Below are 16091 nucleotides of genomic sequence, written 5' to 3'. Positions count from 1 at the left end.
GTTGGACGCCTGTCGAGCGGGTTCAAGGCTCGCGCGGATAGACGAGCCCGGCGTCTTCGGCCCAGCCTATCGTGATCATGTCGCCCGGCTTCGGCTCGGCCGCGCCCTGGCGATTGGGCACCTGCAGCAAGATGCGGTCCTGCTCGGTCAGCCGGACGTCGATGTCGAGCAGCGCTCCGAGATAGGAGACGTGCTCGACCCGGGCCGGGAAGTGGTTCGCGCAAGCTTCCGCTTGCGCGCCGATGGCGAGGCGTTCGGGCCGCAGCGCCAGCGTTGCCGGGCCTGCCGCAGCCGTTCTGCAGCTGATGTCGAGGCCGCCGCCGCTGCGGAAACGCCCGTTCGCCGCTTCGCCATCGAGGAAGGCACTGCGGCCGATGAAGCCGGCGACGAAGCGGTCGGCCGGCTTCTCGTAGAGCTCGCGCTGCGTGCCGATCTGGCGGACCTTGCCCTTCTCCATCACCACCAGCCGGTCGGCCATGGTGAGGGCCTCCTCCTGGTCGTGCGTGACCATGATGGTGGTCAGGCCGAGCTTGCGCTGCAGGTCGCGGATTTCGACACGGACCTCCTGGCGCAATTTGGCGTCGAGATTGGAGAGCGGCTCGTCGAGCAGCAGGACATCGGGCTCCACGGCGAGCGCGCGGGCGAGCGCGACGCGCTGCTGCTGGCCACCGGAGAGCTGGCGCGGGTAGCGCTCGTCTAGGCCGGTCAGGCGCACGAGCCGCAAGGCCTCGGTGACGCGCGGACCGCGATCGGCCGGCGCGACCTTGCGCATCTCCAGACCGAAGGCGACGTTCTCGGCGACCGTCATATGCGGGAAGAGCGCGTAGGACTGGAAGACCAAGCCGCAATTGCGCTTCCAGGGCGGCAGGTTGGTGACGTCACGCTCGCCGATGGTGATCTTGCCCGCCGTCGGCTGGATGAAGCCGGCGACCATGCGCAGCGTCGTGGTCTTGCCGCAGCCGGATGGCCCGAGCAGGACGAGGAACTCGCCCTCCGCGATGTCGATGCTGCAATTGTCGACGGCGGTGAACTCGCCATAGACCTTGCGCAGATGCTCGATCGACAATCTGGCCATCAGACCACCCGGCTCAGCTTGACGTAACGGTCGGTGATGATCATCGCCGCTCCGATCAGGACGATCTGGATGACCGAGGCGGCTGCGACCGTCGGATCGATCTTCCATTCGAGATATTGCAGGATCGCGATCGGCAGCGTCGTGCGGCCGGGCCCGACCAGGAACAGGCTCATCTCGAGATTGCCGAAGGAGGTGACGAAACCGAACAGCGAACCGGCGACGAGGCCGGGCCTGATGCTCGGCAAGGTGACGCGGCGAAAGGTCGTCCAGGGGCCGGCGCCCAAATTCTGCGCGGCCTCCTCGATGGTGCGGTCGAAGCCGGCGAGGCTGGCGGTGACGAGCTTCACTACCCATGGAATGACGACGAGGCTGTGGGCGGCGACGAGACCGCCGGCCGAACCCATCACCGGCAGGCCGGTCGCGATCTCGGTCTCGATCTGGAAGACATAGAGCGAGGTGCCGAGCACGATGCCCGGCATCACCAGCGGCAGCAGCAGAAGCGTGTTGATCGCGGGCCCGAGCGCGATGCGATGGCGCATCAATGCGAGGCTGGCGGGCACGCCGAGCACGAGCCCGATCAGGGTAGCCGACACGCCGACCTGCAGGCTGAGGATGAAGCCGTCGACGAAGGGCTTGTTGTTCGCCGCCGCCTGGAACCACTTCAGCGAATAACCTTCCGGCGGGAAGGAGGGGATCTCCTGGCGGAAGAAGGCGAGCCAGAACACGAAGAACAGGGGCAGCAGGATGAAGCCGAGCGAGAGCGTGGCAGCGCCGTTCAGCGCAAGGCGTCCCAGGCTCAAGCGTGCGGCGCTCAAATTCCAGCCCTCTTCATCGCCATGTGCTCGCCCTCACAGGGCTCGCTCTCAATGCAGCGCATTCTTGTGGAAGGCGCCACCCTTCATGATCACAGGCAGCTTCGCGCCCTGATCCTGGAACAGCTCCAGGCTCTTCAGCGGATCGCCGTCGACCAGGATGATGTCCGCATAAGCCCCTGCACGCAGCGTGCCGAGCTTGCCTTCCATGCGCAGCAATTGCGCGCCGATCGTGGTGGCCGAGCGGATGATCTCGACAGGCGACAGCACCTCGCGGCGCAGCAGGAACTCTCGCGACTGGTCGACCTGGAGCTGGCCGAGCAGGTCCGAGCCATAGGCGACCGGCACGCCGGCGCGCTTGCAGATTTCCAGCGACTTCAGGCCGCCGTCGATGACAAGGTCGTTCTTGGCGAGCATCTCGGCATTCATGCCGAACTCGGCGGCGCGCTCGCGCATCGCGTAATAGGCGACGAGGTTGGCGGTCAGGAACATGTTGTTCTCAGCCATCAGCTTCGCCGAGGCCTCGTCGATCAGGTTGCCGTGCTCGATGGCGCGCACGCCGCATTGCGCGGCGCGGGTGATGGCTTCAGGCGTATAGGCATGGGCGCAGACATAGCGGCCGAAGGCCTTGGCCTCGGTGACGGCGGCCGTGACCTCCTCGACCGTGAACTGCATGGAATCGAGCGGGTCGTACGGACTGGCGACGCCGCCCGACATCATGATCTTGATGTGGTCGGCCCCGAGCCGCATCTGCTCGCGCGTCGACTTGATGACGGAGGAGACGCCGTCGGAGACGTTCATCGTGTAGGCCATGGCGTTGCAGCAATGGCAGCGCGCGCCGAAATCGGTGCGCCGGCGCGGGTCGCTGTGGCCGCCCGTCGGGCCGATCGCGGCGCCGGCGATGAACAGGCGCGGGCCGGGGACGTCGCCCTTCTCGACCGCTTCCTTGATGCCCCAATCGGCGCCGCCGGTATCGCGCACCGAGGTGAAGCCCCGGTCGATCATGCCCTTCATCAGGCGGGCGGCGCGGGCGGTGGCCAGCGTCAGCGGCACTTTTTCGAGCAAGGGAATCGAGACTTCCGACAGCATGACGTGGACATGGCTGTCGATCAGCCCGGGCATGAGGGTACGCCCGCCACAATCGATGGCATCAGCCTTGTCGGCCTTGATCGGCTTGTCGGAGACCTCGCGGATCAGCTCGCCTTCGACAAGCAGCTCATAGCCCTTGCGCAGCTCGCCGTGGTCGGGCTCCAGCATCGCGAAATTGCGGAACAGGACCTGAGTCATGGCGGCGTCTCCCAACGGTCGTCGTGATATATTACGAACTTCGTTGGCCCTGTCCATCGCGCCATGCGCGCAATGATTCGCTAGAATCTCCTCATGCGATCAGCCGGCTGCGGCGTTCTGCGCCAGCGCCCGGCCGCGGACCGGCGGCGAGAGATCGTCGGCCAGCGCCCGATTGATCGCCGGCAGCCCGTCGAGCAGGTCCGGCAGGAAGGCCTGCGAGGGTGGCAGGCGCTTGGGCAGCGCGTGCAGCGCCTTGGCCATCTGCCCGGGATCGCGGGCATGCGCGCCGGTCTGGGTCGGGTCGAACAGCACGTCGATCAGGCGCAGGCTGTCGGCGCGCTCGGCTCGGATCGCCTGCTCCAGGCGCGGCCGGACGCGCGGCACGATCAGCGCCGGCTTGTCGAAGGAGAGGATCTCGCAGAAGGTGTTGTAGCCGCCCATGGCGACGACGCAGTGGGCGCGGTTCATCAGGAGTTCGAGACGCGGCTCGAAGCCGATGCTTTCCAGCTTCGGCAGCCTGGCGATGCGCTCGGTGAACTCCTTGCGCTTCTCACGCGACAGGAACGGGCCGAAGACGATTAGCGCCGGCAATTCGATTGTCGGATCGGTTTCATAGGCCGAAATCACCCAGTCGATCACGCCGGCGCCGTCGCCGCCGCCGCCGGGTGTCACCAAGATGAACGGGCCCTTGGTGATGCGCGGGTGCCGGTTCGGCGGCATCGGCGAGGGCACGGCGCGCTTGAGATAGCCGGTATAGCGGATCTTGCTGGCGAAGAGATGCTGGTTCGGCAGCCCCTCGAGCGGCCGGTAGATGCTGTCCAGCCCGTAGACCCAGATGTCGTCGTAGATGGTGGCGAGCGCGTCGAGCGCGCCGCTCTGGCGCCACTCATCATGCAGCTTGGCCGGCTCGTCGAGCACGTCGCGCACACCGAGCACGATGCGGGCGCCGCGCCGGCGCAGGATTTCGAGCGAGGGGATGAGCTCGCCGCGCAGGCCGATCGGCTCCTTGTCGACGATGACGATGTCAGGGTCGAAGGAGAGCACCGTCTGCTTGATCAGGTCGGTGCGCAGGCGGATCGTATCGGCGAGGTCGAGATTGAGATGATGCGGCAGGTAGCGTCCGTCGCTCTGCTTCTCGATGCCGGGAATGCGGACATAATCGACGCCGTCGCCGAACTGGAAACTGGAGATCATCGACGAGCCCGAGACGATGATCACTGATATATGAGGATAGCTCGCGACGAGCGAATTCGCGATCGCCCGGCAGCGGCGGATATGGCCGAGACCGAAGGTGTCGTGGCTATAGATCAGGACGCGCGGCGCATGCGGGCTGCATGGCGGGCGGCGCACCCCGCTATCATCGATCAGACTGAGGCCCATGCGCGCGTCGCGTCCTCTGCTTGAAGGTCAGATGGCCTCCGGGGGACGCAAGGAACGCACCCGAACTGGCCAAAACCATAGCGCCGGCGGCGCGTCAATCCAAGTCCGTTGCCAAGTTTGTTGCAGCGCCGAAGAGCGCATCGGGACTGGAGAATGCGACAGCGGCGTGACCGGAGAGCCGTTCCAGCAGATTCGTGAGAAAGTCCCAGGCCGTGGCATCGTGATCGTGATGGTGCAGCAGCAGGCCGAAAGGCTGGTTCGATCTCGGGTTCGCGCGGCGAATGGCGAGCGTTTGGACCATCTCGGTCAGGAGATCGCCGGGCTGCCGACCGACACGGCCATTGGGCCAGTCGATCAGGTCGAGATCGGTGTTGACGAGGCGAGGGCCGCCGGCTGGCCCGAGCGCGAAACTGCGGAAGCAGGACAGACCGACAAAGCCGAGGCTCGGCAATTCCGCCGCGATATCCGGATGAATGCGATTCCAAGGCGGCACGAAGACAGGGAGGAAGGAACGGCCGAACAGCTCCCGAAGGCGCTCCCGGCTGGCCGCGATCTCGGCGGCGATGTCGGCAGTTGGCCGGTGCAGGCCGAATTCGTTTTTCTTCTCGCCCGGTGGGGCATGGCTGCGGTGCCGGGCGCCGTGCTGACAGGGGCGCAGCAGCGGTGCGGTCTCGAGCCGCCTCGCCAGAGTGTCCTGTGCCATCAGCGGGATCGAGGCCAGCAGTACGGGGATCGTGAAGCGCTCGGCAAGGGCTGCCAGCCGGTCGAGCTGGTCGCTGGGAGCGGTCGCGTCGTCGTCGCGGAGCCAGAGATCGAGGCGTTTGCCGGCGATTGCCCAGCCGTCGAGTTCGGTCACTAGCGCGGACCAGGCGGCATCCTCAGTCACGGCGCGATCTCCAAGGTCTTGCGGCCGTGCCGGGCGATGGTGGCATCCAGCGCGCTGGCGAGAATTTTGCGGGCGCCATCGCCGTTGCGTTCCTGGCGCGCGAACACTTGCGCTGCCGAACCCATGCAGGCGCGAAGTTCAGCATCGCCGATCAACCGTGCGATCGTCGCGGCCAGCGCGGCCTCATCGCCGTGGGGGGCGAGGAGCGCGGTGCGATTGCGGTCCACCACAGCCGGAACACCGCCGCTGTCGAGTGCGGCAACGGCAAGTCCTGCCGCCTGCGCTTCGAGATACACGACGCCATAGGCCTCGTTCAGGCCCGGCCAGACGAAGAGGTCGTGGTTCGTGAGTTCGGTGAGGATGTCGGGGCGGGCCTGCTTTCCGAGGAAACGGACGCGGCCAGGCGGAAATTCAGCGAACGCGGCTTCGATGATGGATCGCTCGGGGCCGTCGCCGATCAGTGTCAATGTCCAGGGCAGGTCGGCCATGTGGGTGAGCGTGCGGGCAAGGAAGAGGTAACAGGCGGCCTTGTTGCCCTGGCGCATCATCGCGACGGCGATCAGCCGGATCGGTTCGTTTCCGTGGCGGGGAGCTATGGAATGCTGCGGAACCGCCTCGACCCCGAGCAGGAAGGGCGGCAGGTCGATCACGCGCTCCGGCTCCGGGATGAGCCGGGCAAGGCCTTCGCGGTCGCGCTCGGTCATGCACAGGTGCAGGTCGGCACGCAGGATCGCGGTGCGGGCGAGCGCGGCGGCCTCCGCCCAGGGGCCGTCGAAGCGCTTTTGCGCATCGCTGGCCTCGGCGACGAGGTAGGGCAGGTCGAAGCGTGCGGCCAAGGCAGGGCCGATCAGGTCCGGGGCGCGGTAGTGGCAGTGATAAGTGAAGATGAGGTCGGGCCGGGCTCGCGGCATCTGCCAGCGCTCTTCCAGCGCGGCAATCACGCCCTGCGCCGCCTGCTTGTGCGCGGTGAGCAAAGCCGGATCGGGCTCGCGCATGAAGCTGCGCTCGGCCGGGACGATCTCGACGGCATGGCCGAGGTCTTCCAGCAGCGCCACCAGCTGGCGCGCCATCAGCCGATCGCCCGAGGGGGCGCCGTCGCCATAGCGGTTGAGCGGCGTGTGGAATGCGATCTTCACGAAAGGTCTTGCGATGGCGCGAGCAGGCTTCAGCGATACGGATCAGCTGCGTCACGCAGGCCGTCACCGAGGAAGTTGAAGGCGAGGATGATGACGATTACCGGGACGCAAGGGTAGAGCAGCCAGGGATAGAGCGCGACGACATTGATGTTCTGCGCCTCGTTCAGCATCACGCCCCAGCTGGTGATGGGCGGCCGCAGGCCAAGGCCGAGGAAGGACAGTGCGGTTTCGCCCAGGATGGTCTTGGGGATCGTGATCGTCGCGGCGGCGATGAGATGGCTCATGAAGCCGGGCACGAGGTGCAGGCCGATGATGCGGGCGGGCTTGGCGCCCATCAGCTGGGCAGCGACGACATAATCCTCCTCGCGCAGCGCCAGCAGCTTCGAGCGCACGGCGCGGGCAAGTCCGGTCCAGTCCATCAGCCCAAGGATCACGGTGATGCCGAAATAGACCAGCAGCGGGCTCCAGGAGGGCGGCATGATCGCCCCCAGCGCCAGCCAGAGCGGGATATGCGGCAGCGACTGCACGATCTCGATGATGCGCTGGACGATGAGATCGACCTTGCCGCCATAGTAGCCGGCGATGCCGCCGATGATGATGCCGAGCACGAAGGAGACACTGACGCCGAGCAGGCCGATGGTCAGCGAGATCCGCCCGCCATAGAGGATGCGCGAGAACATGTCGCGCCCGAGCCTGTCGGTGCCGAGCAGATAGAGCGTGCCGCCTTCGGGTGGGCAGATCAAATGGAGATTGCCGGGGATCAGGCCCCAGAACTCGTAAGTGTCGGCGCGGCAGAAGAAGCGCAGCTTCTGCGGCTTGCTCTCGTCAATGTCGTATTCGCGCTTCAGGTTCTCCATGTTGAGGCGCTGGGCATACGGGTAGACGAAGGGCCCGATGAAGCTGCCCTCGTGGAAGAGATGCAGCTCCTGCCGCGGGGCGCGGATGAAGTCGGTGTTGCGCGTCGTGTAGTGATAGGGCGCCAGGAACTCGCAGATCGCGACCGACAGGTACATCAGCAGGATGACGATGCCGGAGATCACCGCGAGCCTGTGCTTGCGGAACTTCCACCACATCAGCTTCCATTGCGGCGCGAGGTAGACCCGCTCCTGCTCGGGCGACATCTTCTCGATCGCATAGGGCTCGAACGGCGCTGTCGACCAGCGATGCGGCAGCGGCTCGGAAGCCTGCGGGGCGGGAGGCGTCGTCACTTGGTCGCCGTCCCCTGCAGGCGGATGCGCGGATCGAGGATGGCGAGCGCGATGTCGGAGATCAGCACGCCGATCACGGTCAGGAAGGACAGGAACATCAGGAAGGAACCGGCGAGATACATATCCTGGCTCTGCAGCGCCCGGATCAGCAACGGGCCGGTGGTCTGGAGCGAGAGCACGATCGCGACGATCTCGGCGCCGGAGACGATCGACGGCAGGATATCGCCGATATCGGAGATGAAGAAGTTGAGCGCCATGCGCAGCGGATATTTGCGCAGCGCCTTGCCCGGCGGCAGGCCCTTGGCGCGGGCGGTGACGTAGTACTGCTTCTGCAGTTCGTCGAGCAGGTTGGCGCGCAGCTTGCGGATCATGCCGGCGGTGCCGCCGGCGCCGATGATGATCACCGGTATCCAGAGGTGCTCCAGCACCGATTTGAACTTGGCCCAGCTCATCGGCTGGTTGAGATATTGCGGGTCGACCAGGCCGCCGATCGAGGTGCCGAACCAGATATTGGCGAAGTAGAGGAAGATCAGCGCCAGCAGGAAATGCGGTATGGCGAGTCCGAGCATGCCGATGAAGGTGAGGCCGTAATCGCCCCAGCTGTACTGGTGCGTCGCCGAGTAGATGCCGATCGGAAACGCGACGATCCAGGTGAAGATGATGGTGAAGAAGGAGACGATCATCGTCAGCAGCAGGCGATCGCCGACGACGTCGCGCACAGGCAGCTGATATTCGAAGGAATAGCCCATGTCGCCGCGCAGCAGGCCGGTGACCCACCAAAGATAGCGCTCGGCCGGCGGCTTGTCGAAACCGTATTCCTTCTTCAGGAACTCGACGCGGCTCATATCCGCCTTCTCGCCCTGGGCCTGCATTTCGGCGACCATCGTCTCGAAATAGTCGCCCTCGGGGAGGTTGATCACGGTGAAGATCAGGACGCTGGTGACGAACAGCGTCGGGATCATCACCAGAATGCGCTTGAAGATGTACTTCAGCAGCACGATTACTTCCCCTCGAACCAGAACGTGTCCGGCATGTAGCGGCCGAAGAAGGCGCCGGGCTCGAAGCTGTAGAGGCCTTTCTCAGGCAGGTTGCGTAGCGTCCTGGCGACGACGACCGGCTGCAGCGTGGCGTTGACCACGCCGATGGTGAACAATTGCTCGGCGTTGATCTTCAACATCCTCTGCCAGATGTCCCGGCGCTCCTCATGGGTCGCCGAATGCCGCCAGCCCCGGTAGAGCTCGACCAGCTCTTTCGCTTCCGGAATGGTGGGCGCTTCGCCTTCGCGGCCGCCGCTCTCGAAATACTGGCCCCAGCGCGGCCAGTTGAACTGGGCGGGCGAGGTGGGCGCCAGCGCGTCCGGCTCCATTTCGGCGGCGACCAGCGCATTGTCCATGCCGGTCCAGCCGGACATGATCGTCTGGCCGGCGAGGATGCGGCGGCGGAAGACATCGAGCTGGCTCGAACGCGGGTGGATCTTGATGCCGATCGCGATGAAGTCCTGCTTGATCAGGTCGAGGATGTCGGTCTCCTCGGTCGAGGCGCCGGCGGTCTCGATGGTGAATTCCAGGCGCCGCCCGTCCGGGAACAGGCGGATCTGCTCGCTGTCACGCTTGGAAAGGCCGATCTCGTCGAGCAGGCGGTTGGCCTCGGCGAGATCCGGCGTCATGTTGAGCTGCGCCAGTGCGGCATCGTAGAGCGGGCTCTCGGGCAAAGCGGTGTTGCCGCTCTCCTTGGCGAGCCCGAAATAAATGACGCGGTTGATGTCGCGGCGATTGATCGCGAGCGATAGCGCGCGGCGATAGCGCACATCGCGGTTGAGGTCGCGCCAGATGGGATCGATCGCGTTGAGATTGGGCATCAGCGCGAACGAGGCGCCCTCGGCCCGTTTCCACAGCTTGACCTCGAAATTCATCCGCTTCGCAGCGCCTTTGAGGAAAGTGTAGTCCTCGAAGCGCAGATAGCGGGCCTGCAGGTCAGAATCGCCGGCGGCGGTCTTGGCCGGGATCAGCGCCGAGCTGCCGATGGTCAGCGTGACCTCGTCGACATAGGGCAACTGCCGGCCGTTCTCGTCGATCCGGTGGAAATAGGGATTGCGGACGAAAGTGAAGCGCTCGGCCGGGATCGCCGTGGTGTTGCGCCAGGGGTCGAGCGTCGGCAGATCGGGGTTCTCCGGCCGATACTGGCGCGAGAAGCGCTCGTGCAGCGAGCCCCAGTCCTTGACCCGGCCGGCCTTGACCTTCTGCTCCAGCTCTTCCTTGGGGGCATAGCGCTGGTGGAACTGCTTCAGATAATGCGCCGGCATGGCGATATAGAGCGGCTGGGCGCCGGCGAGCGCCGGCAGGAAGACCGGATTCGGCTCGGCCCAGCTGTAGCGCAGCGTCAGCCCGTCGACGATCTCGAAGCGGCAGGTCTGGCCGGAGATCACCATCGCCTGCGGCGGCCCGCCCGGCGAGAGCCGCTTGTTGTTGGCGACGTCCTCCCACCAATAGCGGAAGTCCTCGGCGGTGAAGGGATGCCCGTCCGACCAGCGATGACCGGCCCGCAGCCGCAAGGTGAAGACGCGGCCGCGCTCGACCTCGAAACTCTCCAGCAGATCGGGCGCGAGCTCCAGCTTGTCATCGTAAACGACGAGACGGGTGTAGCCATAGATCGTCATCATGCGGATGTCGCGCTGGTCGCCCATCAGCATGCGCATGGTGCCGCCGTGCCGGCCGGGCGCACGGCCCATCGCCGCCACGTTGATCAGCCGCGGCGATTTCGGCAGGCGCTCGGCGAGACCGGGCAGTTCGCCGGCCGTGACCTTGGCGGCGAGCGCCGGACTGTCGATCAGCGTCTCGACGCCGGCGAGGCCGAGCCGCGGTGCGAGGAGGGCGGCGCCCGACCCGACGAGAAAGCTCCGCCGCGCGATCCGCATCAGGCGAGCTCCCTGACATCGGCGCCCGGCTTGGCGAGAACGAGATGTCCGGCCCCGAGATCGAGATGGGCGAGCGGCTCGCCTTGCGCGTCGGGCTTGAAGGAGGCCGGCCAGTGGCGGGTGTCGGAGGCGCCGCCGGGCGCCGCCAGCTTGAAGTCGAGCTTGCGGTCGAGATCGGCGAAGGGCACCGATTTCAACAGCGCCTTGGTGTAGGGGTGGACCGGCGCGGTAAAGAGCGTATGGCGCGGCGCGAGCTCGACGATGCGGCCGTTCGCCATCACCGCGATGCGGTCGGCCATGTAGTTCACCACGGCGAGATTGTGCGAGATGAACAGGAAGGTCAGGCCGCGTTCGGCCTGCAGGTCCTTGAGCAGGTTGAGGATCTGCGCCTGGACGGAGACGTCGAGCGCCGAGACCGGCTCGTCGCAGATGATCAGCTCGGGATCGAGCGCAAGCGCGCGGGCGATGCCGATGCGCTGGCGCTGGCCGCCGGAGAAGGAGTGCGGGTAGCGCGAGAGGAAGCGCTGATCGAGCCCGACATCGTCCATCAGGGCCTTGACGCGAGCCTTCTGCTCGGTGCCGTCGCCGCGCTCGTGGATGACGAGGGGCTCGCGCAGGAGGTTCATCACGGTCATGCGCGGCGACAATGACGAGACCGGATCCTGGAAGATCATCTGCAGCTTGGGGCGGAAGCGGCGCAGCGCCTCGCCCTGCAGCGAGAGGAGGTCGACGCAGTCCTTGCCGTCGTCGAAGCGGATCTCGCCCGAATCCGGTGTCAGCGCCCGCATGATCAGCTTGCTGAGCGTGGTCTTGCCGCAGCCGCTCTCGCCGACCAGTCCGAGGCATTCGCCGCGCTCGATGTCGAAGCTGACATCGTTGACGGCTGTCACGGTCGAGGTCGTGCCCTTGCCGAAGAAGCGGCTCGAATGGGTCGTATAGGTCTTGTGGACGTTGCGCACGGCAAGCAGCGGTGCCCGCTGATCGCGGCGTTGCGGCGGCGGTCTCGGCGCGGCCGGCGCGCGCGGGCGCGCCTCGCGCAGGGCGACAAGCCGCTCGCCTTCCTGCATGTCGAAATGCGGCGAGGCCTTGAGCAGCGCCTTGAGGTAGGGGTGCTGCGGGCGGCGGAAGATATCCTCGGCCGGCCCGCTCTCCATGATCTCGCCATGGTAGATCACCACGACCTCATCGGCCATGTTGGCGACGACGCCGAGATCATGGGTGATCAGCAGGATCGCCATGCCCATCTCGGCCTGGAGATCGCGCATCAGGTCGAGCACCTGGGCCTGGATGGTGACGTCGAGCGCGGTCGTCGGTTCGTCGGCGATCAGCAGGGCCGGCTGGCAGATCAGCGCCATGGCGAGCATGGCGCGCTGGCGCAGGCCGCCGGAGAGCTCGAAGGCGTAGAAGTCATAGGCGCGGGTGGGATCCTTGAAGCCGACCCGCTTCAGCATCGCCTCGATCAGTTCGCGCGCCTGCGGTTTCGGCATCGGCCGGTGCAGCTGCAGCGCTTCCTCGATCTGGTTGCCGATGGTGTGGACCGGCGAGAGCGAGGACATCGGTTCCTGGAAGATCATGCCGATGCGCCCGCCGCGCAGATCGCGGATCTCCTTGCCTTCGGCGGGAAGGGTGGCGATGTCGGTGACGGCATCGGCCGTCTGTGGGTCGCGGAACAGGATGCTTCCGCCGGTCACGGCGCCGGCGCGCGGCAGCAGCCCCATGATCGCCTGCGAGATCACCGACTTGCCCGAGCCGGACTCGCCGACGAGCGCTACGGTCTTGCCGGCCGGAATCCGGAAATCGACGCCCTTCACGACATCGCGAGCGAAGCCGTGAATGGTGAAGCCGATCCGCAGGTCGTTGATCTCGAGAATATTCATCTGCGGCTGACGCCGTCGTCCCCTGATGTTCGTTGTCCGGACCAACGGCCGAGACCGCCATCCGGATCCATTTCCCGCCCAAGCTTGTTTGCCGCTGCAACGCAGCGCCCTCATTCTCTGCGGTCCCGCCGTCCTTGTCCCGTTCCGATGACGATCTTGCAACAGGGCGGCGCTGCCTGCGCGCCGCATCGTTCGATGCGAACTTGAAACGGCCGGGCTTGTCGAGTCCAGCGGCATGTTGCGCCGCGTCGTGAACTGCCCCCATATGGGGGACAAGCCGGCAGAGTGTTCGCTCGTCCGGATGCGGGATGGGAAAGCCCCTTGGAGAGAAGCCTCTTCCGTTACGTCTGGCAGAAGAGTCGCCGGGAGCAGATCATCGTTCTGCTCGTGATCCTCGTCTCGATCCCGTTCAACTGGCTGTCCTTCGACGTCCCCAAGCGCATCGTCAACGACGCCATCCAGGGCGGCGCCTTCAAGGATGGCAAGACGACGGCGACGGTGTTCGACTGGACGCTGCATTGGCCCGATATCCTCGGCGGCGGCAGCATCCAGATTTTCGAGGGCATCAAGGTCGGCCAGCTCGGCCTGCTGCTGACGCTGAGCTTCTATTTCCTCGCGCTCGTCCTGATCAACGGCGGCTTCAAATACATCGTCAACCTGCAGAAGGGCGTGCTCGGCGAACGCATGCTCCGGCGCATGCGCTACGACCTGTTCAGCCAGCTCATGCGCTTCCGGCCGGAAGAGATCCGCTCGGTCAAGCCGGCCGAGGTCGCCAGCATGATCAAGGACGAGGTCGAGCCGATCGGCAGCTTCGTCGGCGACGCCTTCATCCAGCCGGCCTTCCTGCTCAGCCAGGCGCTGACCGCGCTCGCCTTCATCATGATGCAGAGCGTCTGGCTCGGCTCGATCGCCCTGGTCATCGTCCTGATGCAGGCGGTCATCATCCCGATCCTGCGCAAAGAGCAGCTGCGTCTGGGCCGCGAGCGCCAGATCGCCTCGCGCCAGCTCGCGGGCCGCATCGGCGAGATCGTCGATGCCGGGCCGACCATCCAGGGCAATGGCGCGACCTCCTATATCCAGTCGGACATCGCGGGCCGGCTGGGGACGCTGTTCGACATCCGCTATGCGCTCTACAAGCGCAAATTCGCGGTCAAGTTCCTCAACAACCTGATGGCGCAGATCACGCCCTTCTTCTTCTACGCGGTCGGCGGCTTCTTCGCCCTGCAGGGCCGGCTCGACATCGGACAGCTCGTAGCGGTGATCGCGGCCTATCGCGACCTGCCGCCGCCGATCAAGGAACTGATCGACTGGGAGCAGCAGCGCAATGACGTCACCATCAAATACGAGCAGGTGATCCAGCAGTTCAATCCGAGCGAGGTGGTCACGCTCGAGGAGAAGGGCGAGATCGCGCCGCTGCCGCCGCGCGGCGAGATCAGGCTCGACAAGCTCGAGATGGTCGACAATCGCGGCCAGCCCTTGCTGGCACCGCTGAGCCTGAGCTTGCAGCGACCTGGGGAGGTCGCGCTGATCGGGCCGGCGGGCAGCGGCCGCGACACGCTTGGCCGCATCCTCGGCCGGCAGACGATGAGCTATGGCGGGCGTGTGCTGATCGACGGCGAGCCCCTGTCCGCCATCAGCGTCGAGCGTGCCAGCCATCTGATCGGCTATGCCGGCCCCGAGATCGAGATCATCAACGGCTCGCTGCGCGACAACATCCTGCTGCCGCTGAAGCGCAGACGGCCGGTGGTCAAACCCGACCGCGCCGTCGACCAGGACGAGCATCGCCGCTTCATCGAGGCGCTGCGGGCCGGCAACACGCCATTGCCCTTCGGCGCCGACTGGAACGACTATGAAGGTGTGGGCCTCGACGGCGAGGAGGCGCTGGAAGAGCGGATGCTCGCCGTGCTCGACACGCTCGGCTGCGCCGACGAGATCTATGAGCTCGGCCTCGACGCCAAGGTGATCGCGCCGCTGCCAGAAGGCGCGGCCGAGCGCATCGTCGAGGCGCGCAAGGTCGTCGCGGCCGAACTGACCAAGACCAAGCTCGGCGGATTGATCGAGACCTTCGACCTCGACCGCTACAACGCCAATGCGACGATCGCGGAGAATCTCGTCTTCGGCGCGATGCGCAATGGCCGCCAGCCGGCCGAATTCCTGCTCGAGGACGCGTACGCCCGCTCGGTGCTGCAGGCCGAGGCGCTAGAGGAACCGCTGGCCGAGATCGGCGGGCGCATCGCCTCGACCTTGGTCGAGATCTTCGCCGGCCTGCCGCAGGGCCACGTCCTGTTCGAGCGCTACGCTTTCGGCGGGGAGATCGACCTGGAGAAGCTCGGCGAACTCGCCGAGGCGCTGCGGCGGCATGACCGGCGCAGCCTGCTCGATCCGACTGTGCAGCGCGAGCTCGTCGCGCTCGCGCTCGGCTATATCGAGCCCAAGCACCGGCTCAATCTGCTCGATGTCGCCCTGCGCCGACGGGTGCTGCGGGCACGGCACAGCTTCAAGACCTATCTGCCCGGCGAGAAGGCCGACGAGATCGAGTTCTACGATCCGGCCGATGTGATCCACGGCGCGAGCGTGCGCGACAACCTGCTGTTCGGGCGTATCGGCTTCGGCGTTCCCGATGCCGGTCGCAAGGTGGCGGAGATCGCCCGGGCGGCATTGTCGCGCGCCGGGCTCGACACGGCGGCCTATCGCCTGGGACTGGGTACCGATGTCGGGCTGCGTGGCCGCCATCTGCCGCTGCGGCTGCGGCTGATGGTGCCGCTGGCACAGGCGCTGATCAAGCGACCCGATATCCTGGTGCTCGATCTCGATGCCTTCGCCGTCACCTGTGCTGATCCCGGCGGCCTGATCCAGCGTATCGGCAATTATTGCCAGGACAAGACGGTGTTCCTGCTCTTGACCGATCAGGGGCTGGCTGCCGATATCCCTGAGAAGATCGTATTCAACGGAGCTGTGGCCCGCGTGGGCAGCAAAAGCGGAGCCAGCGACGAGGTGGAGGATCTGCAGGACGATCTGCCGGTTCCCAATGGCGCGGTTCCGATCGAGGCAAGGACATGACGCTCGAGAGCGATATAGGCTGCCTGAAGTCGATCCCCCTGTTCCGCGGGCTGCCGGGGCCGCGGCTGAAGCTGCTCGCCTTGATGGGCGAGCGGCTGCATTTCCCGGCCGGCACCGTCATCACCGAAGAGGGCGACAAGCCGGAGGAGGTCTATTGCGTGCTGGAAGGCGAGGTCGAGCTGTCGCATGAGGCGCCGGAAGGACCGTCAAAGACCTTCCGGCTCGCGAGCGGCAGCCTGATCGGCGATGTGCCCCTGCTCTGCAACCAGACCTATGCGGCGCGGTCCACCGCCAAGACCGACGTGGTCGCGCTGCGCCTGCCGCGGACATTGTTCTTCGAACTGCTCGACAATATTCCGGAGTTCTCGGTCGCGCTGTCGCGCGATCTCGCCGGGCGGCTCTACCGCCTGGCCGACTCCGTCCTGCATGGCGAGAAGACACATTGAAGCGCCGGGT

General features: G+C 66.0%; 12 protein-coding genes. 2 read left to right on the top strand and 10 right to left on the bottom strand.

The window, feature by feature from the left end:
* Positions 1-22: 22 nt before the first annotated feature.
* The 10 genes from BMZ21_RS19905 to BMZ21_RS19860 form a co-directional block, all read right to left on the bottom strand.
* The gene (locus tag BMZ21_RS19905; protein ID WP_091838081.1) at positions 23-1075 is read right to left on the bottom strand and encodes an ABC transporter ATP-binding protein; all 1053 of its coding nucleotides are present in this window, start codon (positions 1073-1075) and stop codon (positions 23-25) included.
* Positions 1075-1875 carry an ABC transporter permease gene (locus BMZ21_RS19900; protein ID WP_208862328.1) on the bottom strand — a complete coding sequence of 267 codons (801 nt, stop codon included), beginning with the start codon at positions 1873-1875 and terminating at the stop codon, positions 1075-1077. The genes BMZ21_RS19905 and BMZ21_RS19900 overlap by 1 nt, the downstream gene beginning before the upstream one ends.
* A 63-nt stretch (positions 1876-1938) precedes the next feature.
* Complete coding sequence (locus BMZ21_RS19895) at positions 1939-3174, bottom strand: metal-dependent hydrolase family protein (protein ID WP_091838078.1); 1236 nt, start codon at positions 3172-3174, stop codon at positions 1939-1941.
* Positions 3175-3273: 99 nt separating this feature from the next.
* The gene (locus BMZ21_RS19890) at positions 3274-4554 is read right to left on the bottom strand and encodes a glycosyltransferase family protein (RefSeq protein WP_091838075.1); all 1281 of its coding nucleotides are present in this window, start codon (positions 4552-4554) and stop codon (positions 3274-3276) included.
* 94 nt (positions 4555-4648) lie between these two features.
* Positions 4649-5440 carry a polysaccharide deacetylase family protein gene (locus BMZ21_RS19885; RefSeq protein ID WP_091838072.1) on the bottom strand — a complete coding sequence of 264 codons (792 nt, stop codon included), beginning with the start codon at positions 5438-5440 and terminating at the stop codon, positions 4649-4651.
* A complete protein-coding gene (locus BMZ21_RS19880; RefSeq protein WP_091838069.1) occupies positions 5437-6576 on the bottom strand; it encodes a glycosyltransferase family 4 protein in 1140 nt (379 codons plus the stop codon). The genes BMZ21_RS19885 and BMZ21_RS19880 overlap by 4 nt, the downstream gene beginning before the upstream one ends.
* Positions 6577-6605: 29 nt before the next feature.
* Entirely contained in the window at positions 6606-7784 is a 1179-nt protein-coding gene (locus BMZ21_RS19875; RefSeq protein ID WP_425285453.1) for an ABC transporter permease, read from the bottom strand.
* Entirely contained in the window at positions 7781-8779 is a 999-nt protein-coding gene (locus BMZ21_RS19870; RefSeq protein WP_091838364.1) for an ABC transporter permease, read from the bottom strand. The genes BMZ21_RS19875 and BMZ21_RS19870 overlap by 4 nt, the downstream gene beginning before the upstream one ends.
* A gap of 5 nt (positions 8780-8784) precedes the next feature.
* Positions 8785-10698, bottom strand: coding sequence for an ABC transporter substrate-binding protein (locus tag BMZ21_RS19865; RefSeq protein WP_091838066.1), 1914 nt, complete (start codon positions 10696-10698; stop codon positions 8785-8787).
* The gene (locus BMZ21_RS19860) at positions 10698-12575 is read right to left on the bottom strand and encodes an ABC transporter ATP-binding protein (protein ID WP_091838064.1); all 1878 of its coding nucleotides are present in this window, start codon (positions 12573-12575) and stop codon (positions 10698-10700) included. The genes BMZ21_RS19865 and BMZ21_RS19860 overlap by 1 nt, the downstream gene beginning before the upstream one ends.
* Positions 12576-12896: 321 nt before the next feature.
* Between BMZ21_RS19860 and BMZ21_RS19855 the strand changes: the two genes are divergently transcribed.
* Together BMZ21_RS19855 and BMZ21_RS19850 are read left to right on the top strand one after the other, a co-directional pair.
* Positions 12897-15635, top strand: a complete 2739-nt coding sequence (locus BMZ21_RS19855; RefSeq protein ID WP_143079741.1) for an ABC transporter transmembrane domain-containing protein — start codon at positions 12897-12899, stop codon at positions 15633-15635.
* The gene (locus BMZ21_RS19850) at positions 15632-16081 is read left to right on the top strand and encodes a cyclic nucleotide-binding domain-containing protein (protein WP_091838059.1); all 450 of its coding nucleotides are present in this window, start codon (positions 15632-15634) and stop codon (positions 16079-16081) included. Before BMZ21_RS19855 ends, BMZ21_RS19850 begins: the two co-directional genes overlap by 4 nt.
* Positions 16082-16091 lie beyond the last annotated feature (10 nt).

It is taken from the genome of Allobosea lupini, from assembly GCF_900109525.1.
GTDB lineage: Bacteria > Pseudomonadota > Alphaproteobacteria > Rhizobiales > Beijerinckiaceae > Allobosea > Allobosea lupini.
This window is presented reverse-complemented; position numbering and strand designations above follow the sequence as displayed.

Bases quoted from the DNA above. Each gene is read 5' to 3' on its own strand.
- BMZ21_RS19905 (WP_091838081.1), bottom strand. From the start codon at position 1,075: ATGGCCAGATTGTCGATCGAGCATCTGCGCAAGGTCTATGGCGAGTTC.
- BMZ21_RS19895 (WP_091838078.1), bottom strand. From the start codon at position 3,174: ATGACTCAGGTCCTGTTCCGCAATTTCGCGATGCTGGAGCCCGACCAC.
- BMZ21_RS19890 (WP_091838075.1), bottom strand. From the start codon at position 4,554: ATGGGCCTCAGTCTGATCGATGATAGCGGGGTGCGCCGCCCGCCATGC.
- BMZ21_RS19865 (WP_091838066.1), bottom strand. From the start codon at position 10,698: ATGCGGATCGCGCGGCGGAGCTTTCTCGTCGGGTCGGGCGCCGCCCTC.
- BMZ21_RS19860 (WP_091838064.1), bottom strand. From the start codon at position 12,575: ATGAATATTCTCGAGATCAACGACCTGCGGATCGGCTTCACCATTCAC.
- BMZ21_RS19850 (WP_091838059.1), top strand. From the start codon at position 15,632: ATGACGCTCGAGAGCGATATAGGCTGCCTGAAGTCGATCCCCCTGTTC.